The following is a 23,661-nucleotide window of genomic DNA, read 5'->3' as shown; positions in this document are numbered from 1 at the left end:
ATGAGAACGGATAATTATATTGCTTTTGTTACAGTTTGTGGATTTTTTATAGGTTTTATTTGTGCTGTATTTAAGATTGATGATCCGTTTATGATGATAGGTTTTACCTTATTTACTACTTTTGTTTTTTATATTTTAATTCACCTTGTTGTTCTTAATTTTGTTGATGCAAAGAAATTAGGTAGTAGGAATTTTGATAAATTTGCTTATGAAAATACCACAAATCATTTTATAAAAGAGCTTGAAATTAGAGAAAATAGAATGGATAAGATTATTCAGAGTGTAGAAAGTGAATTAGAAATTATCAAAAAGCAAACAAAACCTGCAAGGAAATATAATGCAAAAGCGGCTTAATGCGTATGCAAGTGCTTTAAGAAATGCTCAAGATGAATTAGCTGTTAAATATCAACCAGCATTAAGAGCTATGGCATTTAGATTAAAAGAACGCTTGCCTGCTAGTGTTGATGTTAATGATTTAATAGGTGTTGGGACTGAAGAATTAATCAAATTAGCAAGACGCTATGATGATTTACAAAATGATAATTTTTGGGGATATGCTAGAAAAAGAGTATATGGTTCTATGCTTGATTTTTTAAGAAGTCTTGATACTTTAAGCAGAAGCAATAGAAAAATTGTAAAAGATATAGAAAAAATAATAAATGATTATATAAATGATTTTGATGAAGAACCAAGTGATGAGTATTTAGCAAGTGAATTAGGTATAGATATAGATAAGATTAAAGAAGCAAGATTGGCACAATCAATTAGCTATATCGTTCCATTAGATGAACAATTACAAGTATTAAGCGATGAAGACGCTAATGAAAGACTTGATAAAGAAAATTTATTAGAAAAAATTACCGAAGTTTTAGAAGAATTAAATGAAAGAGAACAATTGATTATTCAGTTATATTTTTATGAAGAGCTTAGTTTAAAAGAAATTAGTGAAATTTTGCAAATTAGCGAATCAAGAGTATCGCAGTTGCAAAGTAGGGTAATTAATACATTAAGAAAAAGGCTAATTGATGGCTGATATTTTATCTCAAGAAGAAATAGACGCACTTTTAAATTCCGTTGATTCAGCCGATAGTGTCCCTGAAGTAAAGAAAGAAAACGATGAAAGGCAAATCATAATATATGATTTTAAGCGTCCAAATCGTGTTAGTAAAGAGCAACTTCGTGCAGTAAAAGGAATTCATGATAAATTAGCAAGAAGCCTTGCTACTCAAATTTCTCAAATGATGAGAAGTATGGTGGAAATAAAGCTACATTCAGTTGACCAGATGACTTATGGTGAGTTTTTGATGTCTTTACCAAATCCTACTAGCTTTAATGTTTTTTCAATCAAGCCTTTAGATGGAACTTGTGTTTTAGAGATAAATCCTAGTATTGCCTTTCCTATGATTGATAAATTATTAGGTGGAGCTGGAGAAGGAAGTGAAAAAAATAGAGAATTAACAGATATTGAGATTAACTTACTTGATAGTATTTTAAGAATTATGATGGGTAGGCTTAAAGAAAGTTGGTCAATAATTACTGATATGTATCCTAGCGTAGAAGCTAAAGAAAGTAGCCCAAGTGTTGTTCAAATCGTAAGCCAAAACGAAATAGTAATAATGGTTGTTATGGAGCTTACTATAGGTAATAATAGCGGTATGATTAATATTTGTTATCCTGTAATTTATTTAGAACCAATTTTAGGTCGTTTAGCAAATCGTGATGTAATGCTAGGCGAAACAAGTGCTAAAAAAAGTAGAAATAAAGAAATCAAAACCTTAGTAGGTCGTGCTGATATGGTCTATGAAGTGATTTTAGGCAAGGCTTTTATTAGTGTAGAAGAATTTTTAGGACTTGAGAATGGAAATATTATTAAGTTAAATAGAAATGCTGATGATAAAGCTATTGTGAGCGTTGATGGAAAAGATGTATTTTTAGCTCAATTTGGTATTCATAGATACCAAAAATCAATTAAGATTTTAGATTTAATTAAAACTGATAAAGATGAGGTTAAAAATATACTTGAAGCTTACGAACTAGAGCGTAAAACAAAGGCTGCAGAATTTGATAAAGTAGTAGAAATTCAAGAAGAATTGTCAATGGAAGATGAGGAAAAATTAGATGATTGATGAGTTTTTAGGTTTATTTGTAAATGAATGTATTGCCACTATTGAAGGGCTTACAGGAAAAAGTGCTAGATTTAGCGAATATAGTGAGTTTGATATTAAAAACAATGCCTTAAAGCCACCTATTTTAAAAGCAGTTTTTAAAAGCGAAGATAAAGAATTTGCATTTTTATCAAGTCCTGTTTTAATGAGTGCGATTTCTGAATGGATGATGGGCGAAGAAGAAATCTCAATGAATGAGAATTTAGGCACAGATGAGCTTGACGCTAGCAAAGAAGCAATTAGCAATATATTTTCAGCATTTTCAACTTCATTAAATGCACAAAAAGATTTACCTAAGTTTAATTTTAGCTTAGAAAAATGTGAGTTTTTGACTGATGAGTGTGATTTATCTAAGTTTTATAAAATTTATTTTTATGATGTAAATATCAATGATTTAAATGAGCAAATAAGTCTTGCTATCAATGAAAAAGCTTATAAGCTTTTAAATCCTAATTCAAATTCTACAAAAGAAAGTGAAGTAAGTGCGCCTAAAATGGATTTGGGTGAGTTAAAAAATATTAATTTAATAATGGATGTAAAGCTTCCGATTAGAGTTAGAATTGGTAGTAAAAAAATGCTTTTAAAAGATGTTTTAACAATGGATATAGGTTCTGTTATTGAGCTTGACCAATTAGCAAATGACCCTTTAGAAATCTTAGTTGGGGATAAATGTTTTGCTGAAGGAGAAGTTGTTATTGTTGATGGAAATTTTGGTGTGCAAATTACTAAAATCGGAGATAAAAAAGAAAGGTTAGAAAGTCTTAGATGAAATCAGTTACAATTTTTGGCTCGGCTAGATTTGATGAAAATAATAAATATTATAAAGACGCTTTTGAATTAAGTGAAGTTCTAGCAAAGAACGGCTATAGCATTACTACAGGTGGTGGCGGTGGTATTATGCACGCTGCTAATAAAGCTGCTTTTTTAGTTGGCGGGGTTGAGAGTATTGGTATTAATATAAAATTACCAATGGAACAAAGATTAAATGAATATTGCACTAAATCTATTGAATTTAGCGATTTATCTTTAAGAAAAAAAGCCTTAATGCAAAATGATGTAATGATAGTTTGTGCTGGTGGATATGGAACTTTAGATGAATTATTTGAAGTTTTAACCTTAGCTCAAACAAAATTAAGAAATTATAAAATCATTTTATATAACGAAGAATTTTTTAAACCATTAGTTGATTTTTTTAAAAATACACTTTTAAATTCCGGTGCAATTGATGAGAGTTCTTTAAATATTTTTAGCATAGCAAATACACCTAGTGAAGTTTTAGACTTAATAAAATAATTTTTTTACCGATATACCCTAAAGATTATTAACAAGGAAAAAGAATGAGAATAACAAGCTCTTATATTTATTCACAAAATTTAGGCAATTTTCAGCGTCAGCAAAATATGATAAATGACGCAAATAACCAATTAACAAGTGGTTTGAAGATTAATCAATCTTATGATGACGCTGGAATTTATTCAGAAGGTTCAAGACTTGTTTATGAGATTTCTACATTTCAGCAAATTAGCGAAGCTGCTAGTAAAGCTATAAATATTACAAAAAACTCTGATAAAGCAGTAGATGAAATGAGTAAGGCACTAGACCAATTTAAAAACAAATTAATTCAAGGTGCAAACGAAGTTCATTCTGATACTTCTTTAAACGCTTTAGCAAATGACTTACAAAAAATAAGAGATCATATTGTAAATATTGCAAATACAAGTATTAACGGACAATATTTATTCAGTGGAACTAATGTTGGGACTAAGCCTTTTGATGAAAAGGGTAATTATTATGGCAATGATGAAAATATGCAAGTTTTACTAGGGTCTAATGTGTATAATGATTACAATATTTCAGGTCAAGAGCTTATGAAGGGTGTTGATAATGATTATAAAAAAATAATCAGCACAAATGTTCGTTTGGTTGATAGAAGATATGATATTAATAAACCAGAAGAAGTGCATTATATTACTCAAGATAGTAAGATTAAAGACTTAATTGGTAAAGAATATTTAAAACCACAAGCTAATGGAAAAGAACTTAATGTGAATGATCATTTTTTAAAAAATGATGAAGGAAGATTTCCTGATACTTATTTTTATGTTCGTGGGACTAAGGGAAATGGTGAGAGTTTTAAAGCTAAGTTTAAGATGGGTGCTAGTGAAGATGTTGGTGCTATGCTTAATAAAATAGGTGAGTTATACGGAAATACTAAAGAAAATAAAGTAGTAGATGTAACGCTTAGCAATAATGGAACAATAGAAATTACTGATTTAAAAAATCAAGAAAGTAGAATTAATTTTTCTATGTTTGCAGCTACTGCTAAGGCTGATGATTTCGGACAAATTTATCCACCAAAAATACCTGATACACCACCAATGCCTATCATTCCTTTTCCTGTTAAAAGTGAGTTAGCAAGTGTAACTAATCCAAATGATTTAAGAAATAATAATGATGTTTTTGTTTTAGAATTTACAAATACAGGTAATATTGATACTTCTTTTACTAGCGATGGGATTGATTATTCTAGGTCTTTATTTAGTAAAAAAGATAATATCTTAAGCTCAAACATAGCTCAAGTAGATAAAAATAATAATGTAGCTACTAATGAGACTAAATTAGTTGAGGCTTCGCAAGGAACATTAAAGCTAAATCCAAATGATACTACAAGACCTGATAGCGTTTTAAAACTAGAAATTACTTCAAAAAATAAGGTACATTATTCAATAGATTTTAATATTACTCAAGGCACTGCAACGGCTAGCTATAAACAAAATGGTCAAGATAAAAAGGTAACCTTACCTATTACAAATGTGGTTTATGATAATAATCAGCATATTTCAGATAGTGTTAAGACAAATCCTGAAAATATAACATATAAGCAATTAGGAGATATTATTTCTATGTTTGCTAGTGATAATATCCCAACTAAAGATTATCAATTAGTTCAAAAATATCCAAATCAAGCTAATTCTCCTATGATTTTAAATAATGATGATAAAGCAGAATTAGAAAGGCTGTTAATTAATTCTAAAAATTCAGTTGATGTAGGTCTTAATGAAAAAGGTCAAATGACTTTAATAGACAAAGGTGCAACCACTACTAAAATAGATTTAGCTATATTTGACGCTAATACTATGAATAAAGATGAATTTGATTTTGGCGTTGATGCTAATGGTTTGCCAATTGCTGAAGGTTCTAAAAAGGGAGATTTGTTTAATTTTAATACAAATTCTACTTTAATTGTTGATGAGGGTAGGGTTGATATTATAAAAGACCTTGATAAGATGATAGAAGCTGTTAGAAATGGAAATTATAGAGCAGATAGCAATAATCCTGAATTGTTAAAGAGTGTTGGTATTCAAGGAGCTTTAAAAAGGATTGACCATTTACAAGATCATATTAATAAAGTTCATACAAAAATAGGTGCAACTCAAACAAGTATTCAAAATTCTCAAGATAGAGCGGATTTAATGAAAGTAAATGTTGAACAAGTTAAGGCGAAGGTTCTTAATTCAGACCCTGTAGAAAGCCAATTAATGCTAATGCAAGCGACAATTACCTTACAAGCTACTTTACAAGCTAGTGCGCAGGTTTCAAAATTAAGCTTATTAAATTATATGTAAGATGAAAAAAGAATTTATATTTATATTTGTTTCATTTATATTATTTTATTTTAGTTTCGGGCTGTTTTTGCCCGAAGCTAATGGATTGTTTTTAGCAAGTGCTTATTTTAGCAAGGGCTTAAGAATTTGTTTTGGAAATCTTTCTTATATTTTTTTATTAGCATTTGTAGGAAATTACTTATTTGTATATAAATCTTTTAAATATGCTTTAAAAATATTAGCCAATATAATTTGTAGTATTTTGATATTATCTTTACCTTTTTCTAGTGTTTTTGATTTTGGAATTATTAGCTTTTTAGGTTTTGTAAATATTGTATTTTTTATCTTGCTTGTATTTGTTTTAATTTATTTTAATCATTCTTATATTTATTCAAAATTACAAGATAAAGATAAGTTCAAAAATCTTTTTAAAAGCAAAGAAAAACCTATTAAAAAAGAAAAAATCATAAAAGAAACAAAAACTCCTAAAGAAGACAAATCAAAACCAAAAGAAGAAATTTTAAGTGATTTAGGCAATATTAGATTTGTAAAATCATATGAAATAAAAACTCCTAAAGAAGATGAAAAGACTAAAATTAATTTTACAAACGAACAAGGCAAAATAATTAGTGAGCCAAAAATAGTTTTAGAGCCTTTAATGCAGAAAATAAACAAAGATAGCATTAATAAAGATGATTTTAAAATAGTTAAAAACGAAATAAAAGAAGAAAAATCAGTAGAGCAAACCGAAGAAATACAAAATGAAATTCCTGTTTTAAATTCTAATGATTTTCAAGATATTTTGATAGTAGATGAGCAAGATTCTCAAAGTTTTGTCCCTAAAAAAGGCAAAAAAGTAGAGATTTTAAATGAGCTTGAAGAAAATAAAGCAATTTTAAAAGATATTGAATTAGGAGCGATTGAAATACCAAGAGATTTTGAGTTACCTAGTGTGGAATTATTAGATAAAGCCGTAACTACAGAAATAATAATTAATGAAGATGAGCTTGATGAGAAAATAAACGAGCTTTTAGCAAAATTAAAGCATTTTAAGATTGATGGAGATGTGGTTAAAACCTATTGGGGTCCTGTGGTTACTACATTTGAGTTTAGACCTGCTGCTGATGTAAAGCTTAGCAAAATTTCAGGCTTAGCTGATGATTTAGCTATGGCACTTAAGGCTACAAGTATTAGAATTCAAGCACCAATTCCAGGAAAAGATGTGGTAGGGATTGAAATTCCAAATAAAACTTCTCAAACAATTAATATTAGAACTATTTTTGAAGATGAATTATTTTCAAAATCTAAAAGTAAATTAACAATAGCCTTAGGTAAGGATATAGTAGGAAATACTTTTGTAACTGATTTAAAACGCTTACCGCATTTATTAATAGCAGGAACTACAGGAAGCGGTAAGAGTGTGGGTATTAATGCTATGATTTTAAGTCTTTTATATAAAAATAGCCCAAGGACTTTAAGGTTATTGATGATTGACCCTAAAATGCTTGAATTTTCAATGTATAATGATATTCCGCACTTATTAACTCCTGTAATTACAAGAGCAGAAAAAGCAACTTTAGCTTTAAAAAATATGGTTTTAGAGATGGAAAGACGATATGAATTAATGGCTAGCGTTTATACTAAAAATATTGAGAGTTTTAATGAAAAAGCACCTAAATTAGGACTTGAGCCTTTTGCTTATATTGTAATTATTATTGATGAGTTGGCTGATTTAATAATGACTAGCGGAAAAGAAGTAGAAACTTATATAGCAAGATTAGCTCAAATGGCAAGAGCAGCAGGAATTCATCTAATAGTAGCTACACAACGCCCAAGTGTAGATGTAATAACAGGTCTTATTAAGGCAAATTTACCTAGTAGATTAAGCTATAAAGTTGGAACTGGAGTTGATAGTAAGGTTATACTCGATTCTAAAGGAGCTGAGAGTTTGCTTGGTCGTGGAGATAGTTTATTTACTCCACCAGGAACAAGTCAGATAGTAAGATTGCACGCTCCATTTGCAAGTGAAGAAGAGATAATTAGAGTAGTAGAGCACCTAAAAAAACAAGAAAAAGCAAATTATGATGAGAGTATTTTACAAGATTCAAGCTTTACTCAAACCTATGTTAAAAATAATGATGATAGTGTAGATGAATTATTCAGTGAAGCTGTAAGAATTATGCAAGAGAGTGGAAAAACTAGTATTTCTTATATTCAACGCCAATTAAATATAGGTTACAATAGAGCTGCTAATATTGTAGAGCAGTGCGAAAAGCAAGGAATTTTGAGCGAACCTAATTCAAAAGGTGTAAGAAGTCTTTTATAAAAAAAATCTAAGGAGAAATATGACAAAAATAGGAAAAAAAGAATTTTATGTAGTAGCATTAATGTTGTTTGCTATGTTTTTTGGTGCGGGGAATTTTATTTTGCCACCAAAACTAGGAATGGATGCGGGGAGTAATTTTTATTTAGCGATTTTGTTTTTTTGTGTAACAGGTGTTGCTTTACCTGTTTTAGGCGTTGCTGCAGTTGCTAAAGCAGGAACATTAAAAGAATTAGCAAGTAGAGTAAATGTAACATTTGCAGTAATTTTTGTAGCAGTTATTTATATTACCATAGGGCCTTTAGTAGCAATTCCAAGAGCTAGCACTATGCCTTATGAAATAATGATTTTACCTTTTGTTGATAATGAATATAATGTATATTATTTAGCTTTTTATAGTTTTATATATTTTGCACTTAATTATTATATATGCTTAAATCCTAGCACTATGTTAGATACATTAGGCAAGTATTTAACACCGATTTTACTTATTTTAATAGCAGTATTTTTTATATGCACTTTAATTTATTCAGAAGTAAATGTTAGCATTCCTAATCAAAATTACACTACCCACCCAGTAGCAACAGCATTTGTAGAAGGCTATCAGACTATGGATGCGCTTGCTGCTTTAGTATTTGGGATTAGTGTTGTTGGGGCTTTAAAATCATTAGGAGTTACTAATAAACATCAATTATCATTGCTTACTATAAAAGCAGGATTATTTTCTGGAATTATTTTAATGATAGTTTATTTTGCTTTAGGGTATTTAGGCTATGTTTATGGTAATACCTTTAAAGACGCTAGTAATGGGGCTATTTTATTATCATTAATTAGTGATGATTTATTTGGTAGTTTTGGTAGATTTATTTTAGGATTTACTGCCTTACTTGCTTGTCTTACTACTACGATTGGTTTGATTGGCTCAAGTGCTAGTTATTTTAGTAGTGTTACTAAGATTTCTTATAAAACTTGGGTTATTATTTGGGTAGTTGCTAGTTTTGTTTTATCAATTCAAGGTTTAACGCAGATTTTAAAAGTAAGCGTTCCTATATTAATAGCGATTTATCCAATAGCTATAGTTTTAATAATTTTATCTTTAATAAATAATTTAATAAATGAGAGCAAAATCATTTATAGATTTAGCGTTTATACTGCGGCTTTTATAGGAATTTTAAACGCAATTGATAGCTCAATTTTAAGCATAAACGATGAAAAAATATTATCTTATTTAGGTATAGCTAAATATTTAGAAATGTTGCCATTTTACTCATCTATGCTTGGCTGGGTTATACCTGTGATTGTTATGTTTATATTAGGATATATTATTAATGCCTTTAGTAAAAAAGATGATTTTTAATTAAATCATCTTGTTACAATTCTACACACTTATTTCTTATTAATTAACAATTAATATCAAAAATTAAAATTTTGTGTTAAGATTAAGCATTTTTTAAAAGGAGTGCTAATGAAAGCAAAAATTTTAAAAGAAGCACTTAATTCACAAGAAATTCTAGTAGCACCAGGAGCTTCTTGTGCTTTATATGCAAGACTTATTGAATTAGCAGGTTTTAAAGTTGTTTATGCTACAGGAGCAGGTATGGCAAATATGCAGTTTGGTTTTCCTGATATAGGACTTGTTAGTATGAATGAAATGTTAGAAAATACAAAGAGAATAAACGACGCTACAAATCTTCCCGTAATAGCAGATATAGATAATGGCTACGGCAATGCTTTAAATGTTTATAGAACAGCAAAAGAATTTAGTAAAAACAAAATAGCAGCAATTCAAATAGAAGACCAGCAACTACCAAAAAGGTGCGGGCATTTTGATGGGAAAAAATTAATATCTCAAGATGAAATGTGTGCGAAAATCAAAGCTTGTAAAGACGCTTTAGAATATGATACTTTAATAATTGCAAGAACAGACGCAATTGCTGTTAACGGTTTTGATGATGCTATTAATAGAGCTAATGCGTATTTAGAAAGTGGAGCTGATATATTATTTATAGAAGCTCCTACTAGCATAGAACAAATGGCAAGTCTTCCTAAATTAGTAAAAGCTTATCATATTGCAAATATGGTAGAAGGTGGCAAAACTCCGATATTAAGCAATGATGAATTACAAAAAATGGGCTTTAATATAGTTCTTTATGCAAATGCTACTTTAAAAGCTGCTATTAAAGGTATGAATGATTTATTAAATCATTTAAAAACTACAGGCAGAACAGATAATGCAGAACATTTAATGATTTCTATGAAAGAAAGAAATAGAATATGTGAATTTGATAAGTGGATGGATATAGAAAATAAATTTAAAGGATAATTATGAAAATTAAATGCAGTGTTTATAGGGGTGGCACGAGTAGGGGGCTAATATTTAACGCAAATGACTTGCCTAAAGATAAAAGCACTTGGGCTGATATATTTAAAAAATCCATTGATTGTCATAACCAAAACGCTATTGATGGGTTAGGTGGTTCTATATCATCAACCAATAAAATATGCGTTGTAAAAAGTGTAAATAATAAAAATTATGATATTGAGTGGGAATTCTTTCAAGCTGGGGTTATGAAAGATAGTATAGATAATAAAGGCACTTGCGGGAATTTAATAGCTGCTGTTGGAGCTTATGCCATTAATGAAAAGTTATTTAGTTTTGATAGGTTTGCAAGCAATGTATGTGTTAGAATTTACAATACAAATATTAAAAAAATTATTGAATTTAAAGCTAATATTAAAGATGGAGAATTTGTAGAAAAAGGTTCTAGTATTATGCAAGGAGTTTTCGGTGGTTGTGAGCTAGCTGATGTTTTTATTAAAAATGCAGGGGCTGAACAAACAGGACTTAAATATCCATTAGGAAAAATTAGCAATTTTAATGGTTATAGAGCTACTTTACTTGATTTAATAAATCCATTTTTATATGTTGATGCAAGGGAATTTGATTTAGATTTTAATTTAAATTATAATGATTTTAGTGCTTTAAAAGCTATTGAAGATTTAAACAAATTAAGAGATTTTTATGCTATTAAATTAGGTTTTGCTAAAGATGAAAATGATTTAGAAAACAATCAAGCTATACCAAAAATAGCAGCACTTTTTAAATCTGATGATAAAAGTGAATTTGATATAGGAATTAGAGTTTTAAGCCTTAGAAATCTTCACAAAAGTTCGCCTGCTAGTGGATTATATAATTTAGCCGTTGCAGCATTAGAAAATGGCACTTTAGCAAATGAGCTTAGTGGTTTAACTATGATACAAAATGGTATTCAAGATGTAAAAATTAAACATTTTTTAGGCGTAGTAGATGTTAGCGTAGAGATAGAAAGTGGTAAAATCATAGGTGTTGGACTTAAAAGAAGTGCAAGAAGAATAATGGACGGATTTATTTACATTAATTAAAAGGAGAAAATATGAAGAAATTTAAATGTAGTATTTATAGAGGTGGCACATCTAAAGCTGCTTGTTTTTATGAAAAGGATATGCCAGCAAGAGTTAAATGGGGCGAGTTTTTAGCTGATGTTATGGGAACTGCTACAAAGCAAATTGATGGAATTGGTGGTGCTGCGTCAGTAACTTCAAAAGTAGCTATAGTTGATATTAAAAATAATGAATTAACTTATACTTTCGCTCAAGTAAATATTGATAAAGAAATGGTTGATTTTAATAGTAATTGTGGAAATATTAGCTCATGCGTTGGTGCTTTTGCTTATGATTTGGGTTTGATTGATTTAAATGATTCTAAAATGTATGAAAAAATCATTATAAAAGATGAGTGTGATTTAGAAAATAAAATAATTTGTGTTAGGATTTTAAATACCAATACAAATAAATATTTAAAGGCTAGATTTAAATTAAGCGATGATTTAAAGGGTTTTGAACCAGCAGGAGATACTAAAATAGCAGGAGTGCCAAATACAGCTAGTGAAATTAAATTAGGTTTTATTAATCCTGAAGGCTCTATGAATAAAGGATTATTGCCTACAAATTCTGCAAAACAAGTTGTAAATACAAGTTTTGGCAATATTGAAATTAGTATAGTAGATGCTGGAGCAGCGCTTGTGTTTATGAGAGCTAAAGATTTATTAAGTGGCAATATGTATGATGAAATTTCTCAAAACGAGCTTGATAAAATTGAAGAAGTAAGAAGTATAGCAAGTGAGCTAATTGGCTTAGCAAAAAAAGAAGAAGCAACAGCAAAAAATCCATCAGTGCCTAAAGCTTGTTTGGTTGATTTCGTGCAAGATTACACTAGCACAAGTGGTGCTAAAATATCAAAAAATGATATAAATGTATGCGTTAGAATGATGAGTATGCAACGCCCACACCCATCAATTGCAGTTACAGGAACGGTATGTATTTCGATGGCAGCAAAGACACAAGGCACATTAATTAATGAGCATTTAAGTAGCTTTTCTAATGAATTAGTAATAGCTCATCCAAGTGGGACAATTACGGGATTTATTGATAATGATAGCGTGAGTGTGATTAGGACTGCAAGATGCTTAATGCAAGGCTATGTATTTACTAGAAAAGATTATTAAGTTAAATTTCTAATTTAAATTCCTTTTTGGAATTTAAATTAGGATTAAGTATTTTATAAATTAATAATGGCTTATAAAATACTTTAAAAATTATTTGATTTGATATTATTTTTTTCGTGTTTATTTAAAAACTCTTTCATATTAGACACTTCACAAGTAAATCTTCCTAGACTTTCATCAGAGCGAATTACTCTATGGCAAGGTAGTATTATTAAATAAGGGTTTTTTGATAATGCAGTTCCTACTGCACGATAGGCTTTAGAATTTATTCTATATGCTAATTCTTTATAAGTTATAGTGTTTGCATAAGGTATATTTTTAAGTTCATTTAAAACTTCTTTTGTAAAAGCAGAAAATTTATCAAGATTAAGTTTTATATTTGTAAAATCAAAATCTTCTCCCTTAAAATACTTTAAAAGTTCAGATTTTACTAATGAAGTTATTTGATTTGGTTTTTCTTTTAAAGTAGCAAGATTTGTAATATCAACTGAAATCAAATACTCATCATTAGCTTTTATTAAAACTATAAAGTTTTTAAATTTTATAATTTCAATATACATTAAGAGCCAAAACTACCAGAACTACTAGCACCACTTGTGCTTTGGCTTTTAAAAAATCCACTACTTTTTGAAGCTCCTGCACTAGGTGTGCTTTTAAAGCTATTTACACTTCTTTGATATGTACTTGGGTTTTGATAATGCGTAGCTTTGTTTGCATTAAAATGTGAATTATTAAATAACTTATTGCCTATCCAAGAGCCAATGATTGCACCTGCTACAGAGCTTAGCAAAACTTCGCCTAATGAATGATTTGAGCCAATACTTTCATTTGTTAATGAGCTTTGATTTGCTTCTATTTTTGCATTTTCAGCTTTTATTAGCTCATCCATCTCAGCCTTGCTTAATACTCTTTCATTTCCATTTAATTCTTTTAGAACTACTCTTGTTTCATCGCTTGGAAATTCATCTTTAATTCTGTATTGTTTAGGAGCATATTCTTCTATTATTAAAAATGAGCCTTTAGCTTGTTGTTGCTCTTCACCACCACAAGCACTTAATAATGAACCAGCTACAATTGCAGTTAAAGACGCTTTGTAAGTTAAGTTATTTAAATTCTTAAACATTTTTCCTCCTAAATCTTTGATAATTTTTTGTTTCTTATAAATACTTGATTGTTTTCTAGTTTTATTTTTTTACTTTTAAAAAGCCTTGATATGAGATATTTTTTTATTTTTTCACGCTTTTTTTTCTTAAATCTTAATAAATATTCATCTATTAAAATCCATTTTGCTTTTATAATTACTGGTAGATTTATTTTATTTTTTAATTCTTCGTTTTCTTTTTTTAATTCTTCGTTGCTTAGTTTTAAGATTTTTATTTGTTCTAATAGCTCATCTTTAATAGCTAAACTATTTTGTTCTGGCTCTATTAAAACATAGGTTTTATTATCTTCTTTTATTGATTTTAAAGTGCCTCTTCTAATTCTATTATAAATAGCTTCTTTGCTGATATTTAAGTATTTTGCGGCGTCTTTTACTAAGAGTTTCATTTCTAACCTTTAAAAAGGGGATAACCCCTTTTTATTAAAGCTTTGCTTCGTAATGTCTTAACATATATAGGCGTTTTAGCATTTTTTTTCTAGCTGAAATTTTTTGTTTTTTGCGAATTTCAGTCATAGGTTCAAAAAAGCGTCTTGCTCTAACTTCTGTTACGATTAGGTTACGATCAGTTTGCTTTTTGAATTTGCGATAAGCCTCGTCAAAAGATTCGTTATTATGAACTTTAATCCCTGGCACGGCAATCACTTCCTTTCGTTGTAAAATTAAAAGTGCTAATTTATAAAAAAATTGTTAATAAACAAAATATTTTTTAATTTACTATTCTTAATTTTTAAAGACTAAAATTATCTTAAAATTACAAATTAAGTTAAAATTAAGGAGAACGTAATGGGAAATATTACAAATTATTTTAAAAAGCGGACTACATTTTATGTTTTACTTACCTGTATTATTTTTATTATTCCATTTATTAGAATAAATGGTAATCATTTATTTTTGCTTAGTTTTGATAAACAAAAATTAGATTTATTTTTCATATCTTTTAATACAAACGAGTTGTATTTAATGCCATTTTTATTAATTATGATGTTTGTATTTATTTTTTTTATTACAAATTTACTTGGTAGAGTTTGGTGTGCTTGGGGCTGTCCTCAAACTATATTTAGAATAATTTTTAGAGATTTAATACAAACTAAATTATTTAGAATTTATAGTGGCAGAAAAAATAAACAAAATAAACCAAGAAATAAAATATTTGCAAGAATTGCAAGTGTTATTGTGTTTTATCCAATTAGCTTAATTGCTGCAAGTAATTTTTTATGGTATTTTGTTCCACCTGAAGATTTCTTTACTTATCTTGACCATTTTAATGAACACTTACTTTTATTTGGAATTGTTTTATGCTTATCTTTATTTATAACATTTGATATTACTTTTATTAAAGAGAATTTTTGTGCTTATATTTGCCCTTATGCAAGAATTCAAAGCGTTATGTTTGATAACGACACAAAAAGTGTTATATATGATGAAAGTCGTGGCGGAATTATTTATAAAGATGGAGAAAAAATTATAAAAAAACCAATAGGCGGAGAATGTATAGCTTGTGAAGCCTGTGTAAAAATATGTCCAACTCATATAGATATTAGAAAAGGAATGCAACTTGATTGTATAAATTGTCTTGAATGTGCTGATGCTTGTTCAAATGTTCAAGCAAGATTTAATAGACCATCATTAATATCTTGGTCTAGCACAAAAGAAATAAAAACTAAAGAAAAACTTAAATTCTTTAGATTTAGAACTATTGTTTATATAGTTGTATTGTGTGCTATGTTTATTGGGTTAGTTTTAACGGCTGGTAGCAAAGAAACTATGCTTATGAATATAAATAGAACTACTGAATTATATACAATAAATAAAGATGAAAATTATGTTGATAATGCCTATGTTATATTATTTCACAATACTAGCAAGCAAGACCATAGATTTTATTTAGAAGTATTAGATGATGATATTAGTATTTTAAAACCTAAAAAAGATTTTAGAGTTAAAGCTGGTGAGAAATTAAAACAAATTGTTATTTTAAGAAGCGAGCTTAAGAAAGTTAAAAAACATCATAAGCATATTAATATAAGAGCTTATGCCTTAGATGATGATAAAATATTTACCATAAAGGATACAATATTTATATATCCTAAGGAGAAAAAATGGAAGGAAAAGAAGAAATAATTTTAAAAGTAGCCCTTGAATTATTTTTAGAAAAGGGCTATGAAAATACAAGTTTAAACGATATTGTTAAAGTAACTGGCGGTTCTCTTGCGACGATATATAAAAAATTTGAAAATAAAAATAATTTATTTTTAAAGGCTTTAAAATTTAGGGCAGAAGGTAGATTAGATAATTTAAAAACAATGATTGCTTCAAACACGAATTTGGATTTGCCTGAATTTTTAGAAGTGTTTGGCAATGAATATTGCAATTTTTTTGTAGGCGAAGATAATGCAAAATTTTTAAGATTAGTTCTTGAAAGAACTTATCAGGATATTAATGTAAAAAAAGAATGTGCAAAAGCAGATAAAGATGTAATAATTAGATTTTTATGTGAAGTATTTGAGAAAAAAATTAAAAAAGAAATTCTAAATGAAATAAGCGCTTATAATTTAGCTAATTTATACTGCTCTATGATTAGAAGTAATAAGATTTTTGATTTGATTTTTAACTCTAAAGAAATCTTTACAAAAGATGAATTAAGTGAGCATGTAAAAAATGTAAATATCTTATTTTTAAGGGCTTTGCGTTAATTTCATTAACTTAAATGTAATTATAATTACATCTTTAAAATTTAAAATTACAACAAGGAAAATTTATGAAAAGACTTATTAAATTAAGTTTCGTTGCTAGCTTGTTATTATTTACAGCTTGCAATGACAAGGTAGAGCAAAAGCAGCAAGAAATGCCACCTTCTATTGTAGATATTAAAAAAGTAAGTTTAGAAAATGCTGAAATTTATTATCAATATGCAGCGAAATTAGAAGCTAACAAAGATGTAGTAGTTTTGCCAAAAGTATCGGGCGAGATTAAAAAAATATTATTTAAAGATGGCGATTTTGTAAAACAAGGAACAATTTTATATAAGATTGATGATGAGCAATATAAAGCTAGTTTGGATTTAGCGTTAGCTGATGTTGGTGTTGCTAAAGCAAACTACGAAAATGCTAATACTGATTATAATAGAACTAAAGACTTATATGCTAAAAAAGCAGTTAGTCAAAAAGAATTTGATGCAAAAGAAGCGGCATTTAAAAGTGCAAAAGCTAGTTTAGATAGAGCTAACGCATCTTATAAGATAGCTAAATTAAACTATGATTATACTAATGTAAAAGCTCCATTTGATGGATATGTGCAAGCTTCATTGGTTGATGCTGGAAGTTATGCTAATGCAAATAATACTCAATTAGTAAAAATTGTAGATCAAAATACTTTAAAAGCTACATTTTTTATATCAGATACAAATATGGAACAAATTAAAAGAAATAATAATGATTTAAAAAGTGCAAAAGCTAATTTTACTTTAAATGGTAAGACTTATGAAGGTAAAGTTGAGTTTATATCAAATTATAATGAATTAGCAAGCACTAAGGCTTATGCGGTTTTTGAAAATACTAATCAAGAATTAAGTGCAGGAACCTTTGTTAGTCTTAAACTAAGCAATATTATGCAAAATGATTCTTTTGTAATTAGTAGAGAAAATTTATTACAAGATATTGATGGATATTATGTATTTGTTAAAGACAAAAATATAACAAAACAAATTCATGTTAAAACAATTTTTGATGATGAGAAAATTGCCGTAATTGACGCAAAAACAAGTGATTTAAAAGTTGATGATGAATTGATTTTAAATAATTATAAAAAGATTTATCCTGGCGCAAAAATAGCAACTAAGGCAGAATTTGGTGCGATGATGCAAAAGCAAGCTCCTAAAGAGCAGACTAAGGAACAATAATGTTTTCTAAGTTTTTTATATATAGACCAGTATTTGCGATAGTTGTTTCAATTATAATTACTATTGCTGGTATTTTAGGAATGAAGGGTTTGCCTATTGAAGAATATCCTAATGTAACATCTCCAACGGTTAGGGTAACTGCTAATTATTCTGGCGTTGATGCAGCTACGCTTTCTCAAAATGTAGCAAGTATTCTTGAAGACGCAATTAATGGTGTTGAAGATATGATTTATATAACTTCAAGCTCAAGTTCAAGTGGTTTGATGTTTTTAAATGTTTATTTTAAGGTTGGAAAAGACCCATCAAAAGCATTAATTGATGTTAATAATAAAGTTCAAAGCGTTCAAGCAAAAATGCCTGAAGAAGTTAAAAAATTAGGTGTTAGTGTTGATGAAACTAGCTCAAATATTTTAGCTGTTGTTTCGTTTTATTCTCCTGATGATAGCCGTGATGAAACTTATCTAAGTAACTATGCTACATTAAATGTGGCTGAAGAGTTAAAGAGATTAGAAGGTATTGGTAGTGCTGAAGTAATTGGAGCTAAAGATTATTCTATGAGAATTTGGCTTGATTCAGAAAAGCTTAATAAATATGATTTAAATCCAGCTGTTGTAAGTGCAGCTATAAGAGAACAAAACTCACAATATCCAACAGGAACAATAGGCGATTTACCTATGAAAGAAATTAGTCCATTTGTTTATACAATGAGCGCTAAAGGTAAGCTTAGTAAGGTAAGTGATTTTGAAAATATCATAATAAAAGCACTTCCAAATGGAAATATTTTATATTTAAAAGATATAGCAAGAGTAGAGATAGGAACTAAAAACTATGGTTTTGCCGGACTTAATAATGGTAAAAAAATGGTTCCTATGATGATTAATTTAAAATCAGGTGCAAATGCTATAGCAGTAGCTAAAGCTGTGCAAGAAAAATTAGAAGAGCTAAGCAAATTCTTCCCAAGTGGTGTTGCTTATAGTATGCCTTATGATACTACCGATTTCGTAAAAGATAGTATAAGCGAAGTTGTTCAAACATTTGTTGAAGCTATTTTACTTGTTTTAATAGTTATGTATATGTTCTTAAAAAACCTTCGTGCAACTATTATTCCATTAATTGCTGTGCCGGTTTCTTTACTTGGAACTTTTGCTTTCCTTTATGTTTTTGGTTTTACAATCAATCTTATTACATTATTTGCTTTAGTTTTAGCAATCGGTATTGTTGTTGATGATGCTATTGTTGTTGTAGAAAATGTTGAGCGTGTTTTTAGAAGTGGTATTACAAAAGATGTAAAAGCAGCTACTAAAATGGCAATGGATGAAGTAACCGGACCTGTAATTTCTATCGTTTTAGTATTAAGTGCGGTATTTATTCCTGTATCATTTTTAGATGGATTTGTAGGGCAAATTCAAAGACAATTTGCAATTACTCTTGTAATTTCTGTTTGTATTTCAGGTTTTGTTGCATTAACGCTAACTCCTGCATTATGCGGTATATTATTAAAAGACCATGAAGATAAGCCTTTTTATTTAGTTAAAAAATTTAATGACTTTTTTGATTGGAGTATTAATATTTTTGGTAGTGCAGTTGCAAAAGTTTTAAGACATGTAATTCCAAGTTTAATAGTGGTTGCTATATTCTTTTATGGAATTTTTGCCTTACTAAAAATTATTCCTAGCTCACTTGTTCCTAGCGAAGATAAGGGTGCTGTATTAGTTTTATCACAATTAAAATCTTCTAGCAACCTAGATAAAACTCTAGCCTTTAATAATAAAATCTATGATATGGTTAAGAATAATCCTGCAGTAGAAAGTATGATTTCTTTAAATGGATTTGATGTAGAGAGTTCAGCTCTTTCTCCAAGTGCTGGAATTTCATTTATTACATTAAAAGATTATAAAGATAGAAAAGATTTAGGTATTAATGGAGATAGTGAAAATTTAGCTAATACTTGGATGAAAAATATGTGGCTTGACCCTGATGGTTTTGCATTTTTCTTAAATCCACCACCGATTATGGGGCTTTCTTTAACAGGCGGATTTGAAATGTATGTGCAAAATAAATCAGGTAAAAGTTATGAAGAAATTAAAAAAGATATAGATACTTTACTTGCAGCAGCATCAAAAAGACCTGAATTAACTCAAGCAAGAACGACTTTAAATACTGATTATCCTGAGTTAAAAGTAAGTGTTGATGAGAAAAAAGCTAAAATTTTAGGGCTTAGTTTAAGTGATATATATTCAAATTTAAATTTAATTTTTGGTTCTGTTTATGTGAATGATTTTACTGCTTTAGGTAAAAATTTCCAAGTAAATGTAAGAGGCGATGAAGAATTTAGAAATAAAAGAACAAGTCTTGAAAATATTTATGTTAAAAATAGTGAAGGCAAAAGTATATCTTTAGCTAGTGTTGTTGATATTAAGCCAAGTGTAGCAGCGTTTTCAGTAACTAGATTTAACCTTTTCCCAGCTGCAAAAGTTACAGCTTCGCCAGCTCCAGGATATACTAGTGGAGATGCTATTAATGCTATAGTTGAAGTATTTAATGAAACTATGAATAAAGATGAATATTCTTATGCTTGGGCAGGAAGTTCTTATGAAGAAGTAAATGCTAGTGGTAGCGGTTCTACTGCATTTGCATTAGGTATGGTATTTGTATTTTTAATACTTGCAGCTCAATATGAAAGATGGTTAATGCCACTTGCAGTAATTACGGCAGTTCCTTTTGCAGTATTTGGAAGTTTAGCAGCAACTTATTTAAGGGGTATGCAAAATGACATATATTTTCAAATAGGTTTATTATTGTTAATTGGTCTTAGTGCAAAAAATGCTATATTAATTGTTGAATTTGCTATGGAAGAAAAATATAAACACGGCTTAAGCACTTATGATGCAGCTATAAAGGCGGCAAAACTTAGATTTAGACCTATTATTATGACTTCTTTAGCGTTTGGTTTTGGTATTTTACCTTTAGTATTTAGCGAAGGTTCAGGTAGTGCTGCTAGACACTCACTTAGCACAGGGCTAGTTGGTGGTATTATTATAGCTTCTAGTATATCTATTTTATTTGTGCCTTTATTTTTCTATTTACTAGAGAGTTTAAATGATAAGGTTTTTAAAAAGAAAGGAAAGCAAATTAATGAATAAGCTTTTAATATCAGCAATCGCAGCTTTATTTTTAGCTGCTTGCTCTAGTGTTAATAATTATGAGCTTAAAACTCCAAATAATTTAGATAATAATACTAAATTTGAAATTAAAGATTGGAGAAGCTTAGGCAAAGATGAAAATCTTAATCGCTTGATTGAGATTGCTATGGAAAATAATGAAGATGTTAAAATGGCTATTAATAATCTTTTAATAGCTGAATCAAATTTAGTAAGTGTTGGGATTAAAAGAGAGCCTAGCATTAATCTTGGAATTAATGCAAATGAGAGATTAATTAAACACCAAAAGCCAACTTACGGACATTCTTTAGGTCTTAATTTATCTTATGAAATAGATTTATTAAATAAATTTGGTAAGGCTAAAGATAATGCTATTTATAGTGCTAATATTAGCGAATTTGATGTAGAAAATACTTATCAAACTATTGGATTTAGTATTGCAAAACTTTATTATCAAGTTGTAGCAACTAATAAAAAAATAGAAATTTTAGAAGACTTTATAAATAGCTATGAAAAAACTTTAAAATTAAAAGAAGAGCAATATAAATTAGGCTTTATTACAAAATCAGTTCTTTTACAAACTAAAGAACAATTTACTCTAAATCAAACTAAATTAAGAAGTTTAAAATTAGAAAGAGATTTATATATTAATTCTTTAGATATTTTAGTTTATGGATTAAATCAAGAAAAAGAACCAATTAAATTTGCTAATAACTTAATAGAAGATTTTGTTATGCCAGCTACTATACCAAGCTCTGTTATGACAAATCGTCCTGATATAGCAAAAGCAATTTTAGATGTAAAAATAGCTCATAATAATGCAAAAATTGCTTGGGATAGCTTTTTTCCAACCTTTACAATAGGTGCTGGTGTTAGTTGGAGTGGAGATACACATAATGTATTTTCTGACCCTGTTGGTTCAATTACTGCTAGTTTGTTACAACCTTTATTTAATTTAGGTGATGTTGATGAGCAAGTAATTAGAGCAAATTTAGCTCAAGATAATGCAGTATTAGGCTATGAAAAAGTAGTAAAAACTGCGTTAAAAGAAATAGAAGATGCTATTTTAAAATATAATAATGCCGAAGTTAAATTAAGAGATTATGATGAAATAGTAAAACTAGAAGAAGAAATTTATGAGTTTAATAAGCTTAAATTTAATGAAGGAGAAATCAGCTTTTTAGAATTCTTAGATAGCGAAAGAGCTTTACAAAATAGCTTAATAGAGCAAATTGATTTAAAATTAGGCAAGATAACTGCAGGAATTGATGCTTATAAAGCTATTGGAGTTAAAAAACTTGAATTTAGGAAGTGATTTTTATATGAACCTAGCCTTAAAAGAGGCTTGGAAATATCAATTCTTAACTTATCCAAATCCTGCCGTAGGTTGTCTAGTATTAGATAAATACGGCAAGATTTTAAGTATTAAAGCACACCAAAAAGCAGGAACATTTCACGCAGAAAGATTATGTGTGAATGAAATCTTAGAAAAATATGGAAAAGATGCTTTAAAAGATAGTGTATTTTATGTAACTTTAGAGCCTTGCAGTAAGCAAGGTCGCACTCCACCTTGTCATGAATTATTAATAAAATATAAAGTTAAAGAAGTAAATATAGGCTCAAGTGATAGTTCTCAAAATGGTATAAATGAATTAAGACAAGCTGGAATTAAAGTAAATCTTGGGATTTTACAAGATGAATGCGATAAATTAATTGCTCCATTTAAATTCTGGCTAGATAATAAGCCTTTTGTTTTATTTAAATTAGCAATTAATCTAAATTATAACAATGAAGGTAGTATTAGTAATGAGTATTTAAGGACATATTTTCACGAAATTAGAACCAATATAGATTATTTAATAATTTGTGGCAATACTTTAAGACTTGATAATCCTATGCTTGATGCTAGATATTCTACTAGCAAAAAAGCACCTAATTTATTAGTATTTTCAAAATATTTTCAAGATTTAAATTCTAATTTTAAATCTCTAAATATTTTTAAAACTAATAGAGAAATTATTTTTGGTAAAAATCCTTTAAAATTAAAAGATGAATTGCAAGAGCAAAATATTAAATTTGTAATGATTGAAGGCGGGTTTAATGCCTTAGAGCTTTTCAAAAATCAAATAGATTGGTTGTTTTTACAACAAAGTAATTCTACTTATAAAAATTCAAATAACTTTAAGTTAAGTTTAAGTCCTATTTATCAAAGCACTACAAAAGATTTTTATAATAAACCACACGAATACCAACAATTCGGATTTTATGAAATAAGGGAATAAATGTTAGAAAAATATTTTGAAAAATTCCTAGTAAATTCTAGGTTTATTACAATCTTACCTGTTATTTTTGGTCTTTTAGGTGCTTTTATGTTATTTTTTATTGCTAGTTTTGATGTGTATAAGGTCATAAAAGTTACATATACTTATTATTTTTTAGGTGCTGATATTGACATTCACGAAGAAGCTGTAAGCACTATAGTTGGAGCTGTTGATTTATATTTAATGGCTTTAGTTTTTTATATATTTTCTTTTGGAATATATGAATTATTTATAAGCGATGTTGAAGAATTTAAACAATACAAACAAAGCAAGGTTTTAGAAGTTCATAGTTTAGATGAGCTAAAAGATAAGCTTGGTAAAGTTATTATTATGGTTTTAGTTGTTAATTTTTTCCAACACGCACTTAATTTAAAATTTAGCTCAAGTATGGATATGCTTTATTTAGCAATCGGTATTATGTGTATTTGCCTTGGATTATGGGCTTTACATAAAAGTGATAATAAATCTAAAGAACACTAAGG

22 protein-coding genes are annotated in these 23,661 nt (G+C 28.5%); 18 read left to right on the top strand and 4 right to left on the bottom strand.

Translation table 11 applies throughout. From position 1 onward, the window contains the following. The 11 genes from AVBRAN9331_RS05995 (at position 1) to AVBRAN9331_RS05945 (ending at position 12,637) form a co-directional block, all read left to right on the top strand. The gene (locus AVBRAN9331_RS05995; protein WP_214149799.1) at positions 1-354 is read left to right on the top strand and encodes a hypothetical protein; all 354 of its coding nucleotides are present in this window, start codon (positions 1-3) and stop codon (positions 352-354) included. Then, entirely contained in the window at positions 338-1,033 is a 696-nt protein-coding gene (locus AVBRAN9331_RS05990) for an RNA polymerase sigma factor FliA (protein ID WP_250325125.1), read from the top strand. Before AVBRAN9331_RS05995 ends, AVBRAN9331_RS05990 begins: the two co-directional genes overlap by 17 nt. After that, the gene (gene fliM, locus AVBRAN9331_RS05985; RefSeq protein ID WP_214117268.1) at positions 1,026-2,126 is read left to right on the top strand and encodes a flagellar motor switch protein FliM; all 1,101 of its coding nucleotides are present in this window, start codon (positions 1,026-1,028) and stop codon (positions 2,124-2,126) included. Before AVBRAN9331_RS05990 ends, fliM begins: the two co-directional genes overlap by 8 nt. Continuing rightward, complete coding sequence (gene fliY / locus AVBRAN9331_RS05980; RefSeq protein WP_214117267.1) at positions 2,119-2,934, top strand: flagellar motor switch protein FliY; 816 nt, start codon at positions 2,119-2,121, stop codon at positions 2,932-2,934. The genes fliM and fliY overlap by 8 nt, the downstream gene beginning before the upstream one ends. Beyond that, positions 2,931-3,458, top strand: a complete 528-nt coding sequence (locus AVBRAN9331_RS05975; RefSeq protein WP_214117266.1) for a TIGR00730 family Rossman fold protein — start codon at positions 2,931-2,933, stop codon at positions 3,456-3,458. Before fliY ends, AVBRAN9331_RS05975 begins: the two co-directional genes overlap by 4 nt. A gap of 44 nt (positions 3,459-3,502) precedes the next feature. Then, positions 3,503-5,791, top strand: coding sequence for a flagellin N-terminal helical domain-containing protein (locus tag AVBRAN9331_RS05970; RefSeq protein ID WP_336612623.1), 2,289 nt, complete (start codon positions 3,503-3,505; stop codon positions 5,789-5,791). A gap of 1 nt (position 5,792) precedes the next feature. Continuing rightward, positions 5,793-8,096 (top strand): DNA translocase FtsK, encoded by a 2,304-nt coding sequence (locus tag AVBRAN9331_RS05965; protein WP_336612622.1) that lies wholly within the window; start codon positions 5,793-5,795, stop codon positions 8,094-8,096. A gap of 19 nt (positions 8,097-8,115) precedes the next feature. Next, entirely contained in the window at positions 8,116-9,450 is a 1,335-nt protein-coding gene (gene brnQ / locus AVBRAN9331_RS05960; protein ID WP_336607860.1) for a branched-chain amino acid transport system II carrier protein, read from the top strand. Between the two features lie 108 nt (positions 9,451-9,558). Beyond that, entirely contained in the window at positions 9,559-10,416 is an 858-nt protein-coding gene (locus AVBRAN9331_RS05955; protein ID WP_214119946.1) for an isocitrate lyase/PEP mutase family protein, read from the top strand. A 2-nt stretch (positions 10,417-10,418) separates the two neighbouring features. After that, on the top strand, positions 10,419-11,495 hold the full coding sequence (locus tag AVBRAN9331_RS05950) for a PrpF domain-containing protein (protein ID WP_214142580.1): 1,077 nt from the start codon (positions 10,419-10,421) through the stop codon (positions 11,493-11,495). 11 nt (positions 11,496-11,506) lie between these two features. Continuing rightward, positions 11,507-12,637 (top strand): PrpF domain-containing protein, encoded by a 1,131-nt coding sequence (locus AVBRAN9331_RS05945; protein WP_336612621.1) that lies wholly within the window; start codon positions 11,507-11,509, stop codon positions 12,635-12,637. An 83-nt stretch (positions 12,638-12,720) separates the two neighbouring features. Here the strand turns inward: AVBRAN9331_RS05945 and AVBRAN9331_RS05940 are convergent, their stop codons facing one another. Genes AVBRAN9331_RS05940 through rpsU form a run of 4 tightly spaced genes read right to left on the bottom strand, consistent with a single transcriptional unit; the run spans position 12,721 to position 14,432 of the window. Continuing rightward, positions 12,721-13,197 (bottom strand): methylated-DNA--[protein]-cysteine S-methyltransferase, encoded by a 477-nt coding sequence (locus tag AVBRAN9331_RS05940; protein ID WP_214142576.1) that lies wholly within the window; start codon positions 13,195-13,197, stop codon positions 12,721-12,723. After that, positions 13,197-13,760, bottom strand: a complete 564-nt coding sequence (locus AVBRAN9331_RS05935) for a UPF0323 family lipoprotein (protein WP_214117251.1) — start codon at positions 13,758-13,760, stop codon at positions 13,197-13,199. Before AVBRAN9331_RS05935 ends, AVBRAN9331_RS05940 begins: the two co-directional genes overlap by 1 nt. A gap of 8 nt (positions 13,761-13,768) precedes the next feature. Beyond that, positions 13,769-14,185, bottom strand: a complete 417-nt coding sequence (locus AVBRAN9331_RS05930; protein WP_214117248.1) for a helix-turn-helix domain-containing protein — start codon at positions 14,183-14,185, stop codon at positions 13,769-13,771. 34 nt (positions 14,186-14,219) lie between these two features. Further along, positions 14,220-14,432: a 30S ribosomal protein S21 gene (rpsU, locus tag AVBRAN9331_RS05925; RefSeq protein WP_214117291.1), complete on the bottom strand. Its 213-nt coding sequence runs from the start codon at positions 14,430-14,432 to the stop codon at positions 14,220-14,222. A gap of 150 nt (positions 14,433-14,582) precedes the next feature. Between rpsU and ccoG the strand changes: the two genes are divergently transcribed. From ccoG to AVBRAN9331_RS05890, 7 genes are all read left to right on the top strand, one after another. After that, positions 14,583-15,920 (top strand): cytochrome c oxidase accessory protein CcoG, encoded by a 1,338-nt coding sequence (gene ccoG, locus AVBRAN9331_RS05920; RefSeq protein WP_336612620.1) that lies wholly within the window; start codon positions 14,583-14,585, stop codon positions 15,918-15,920. Next, positions 15,899-16,492 (top strand): TetR/AcrR family transcriptional regulator, encoded by a 594-nt coding sequence (locus AVBRAN9331_RS05915; RefSeq protein ID WP_336612619.1) that lies wholly within the window; start codon positions 15,899-15,901, stop codon positions 16,490-16,492. The genes ccoG and AVBRAN9331_RS05915 overlap by 22 nt, the downstream gene beginning before the upstream one ends. Before the next feature lie 65 nt (positions 16,493-16,557). Beyond that, the gene (locus AVBRAN9331_RS05910) at positions 16,558-17,697 is read left to right on the top strand and encodes an efflux RND transporter periplasmic adaptor subunit (protein ID WP_214117241.1); all 1,140 of its coding nucleotides are present in this window, start codon (positions 16,558-16,560) and stop codon (positions 17,695-17,697) included. Next, a complete protein-coding gene (locus AVBRAN9331_RS05905) occupies positions 17,697-20,840 on the top strand; it encodes an efflux RND transporter permease subunit (RefSeq protein ID WP_214119950.1) in 3,144 nt (1,047 codons plus the stop codon). The genes AVBRAN9331_RS05910 and AVBRAN9331_RS05905 overlap by 1 nt, the downstream gene beginning before the upstream one ends. Then, positions 20,833-22,173, top strand: a complete 1,341-nt coding sequence (locus tag AVBRAN9331_RS05900; protein WP_239803547.1) for a TolC family protein — start codon at positions 20,833-20,835, stop codon at positions 22,171-22,173. Before AVBRAN9331_RS05905 ends, AVBRAN9331_RS05900 begins: the two co-directional genes overlap by 8 nt. Next, positions 22,157-23,140: a bifunctional diaminohydroxyphosphoribosylaminopyrimidine deaminase/5-amino-6-(5-phosphoribosylamino)uracil reductase RibD gene (gene ribD / locus AVBRAN9331_RS05895; protein WP_336608644.1), complete on the top strand. Its 984-nt coding sequence runs from the start codon at positions 22,157-22,159 to the stop codon at positions 23,138-23,140. The genes AVBRAN9331_RS05900 and ribD overlap by 17 nt, the downstream gene beginning before the upstream one ends. Then, on the top strand, positions 23,141-23,659 hold the full coding sequence (locus AVBRAN9331_RS05890) for a YqhA family protein (protein WP_214117232.1): 519 nt from the start codon (positions 23,141-23,143) through the stop codon (positions 23,657-23,659). It begins immediately after the preceding gene. Positions 23,660-23,661 lie beyond the last annotated feature (2 nt).

It is taken from the genome of Campylobacter sp. RM9331 (assembly GCF_020137685.1).
GTDB lineage: Bacteria > Campylobacterota > Campylobacteria > Campylobacterales > Campylobacteraceae > Campylobacter_E.
The sequence above is the reverse complement of the archived record's forward strand: the minus strand, read 5'-3'. Positions and strand labels throughout refer to the sequence as shown.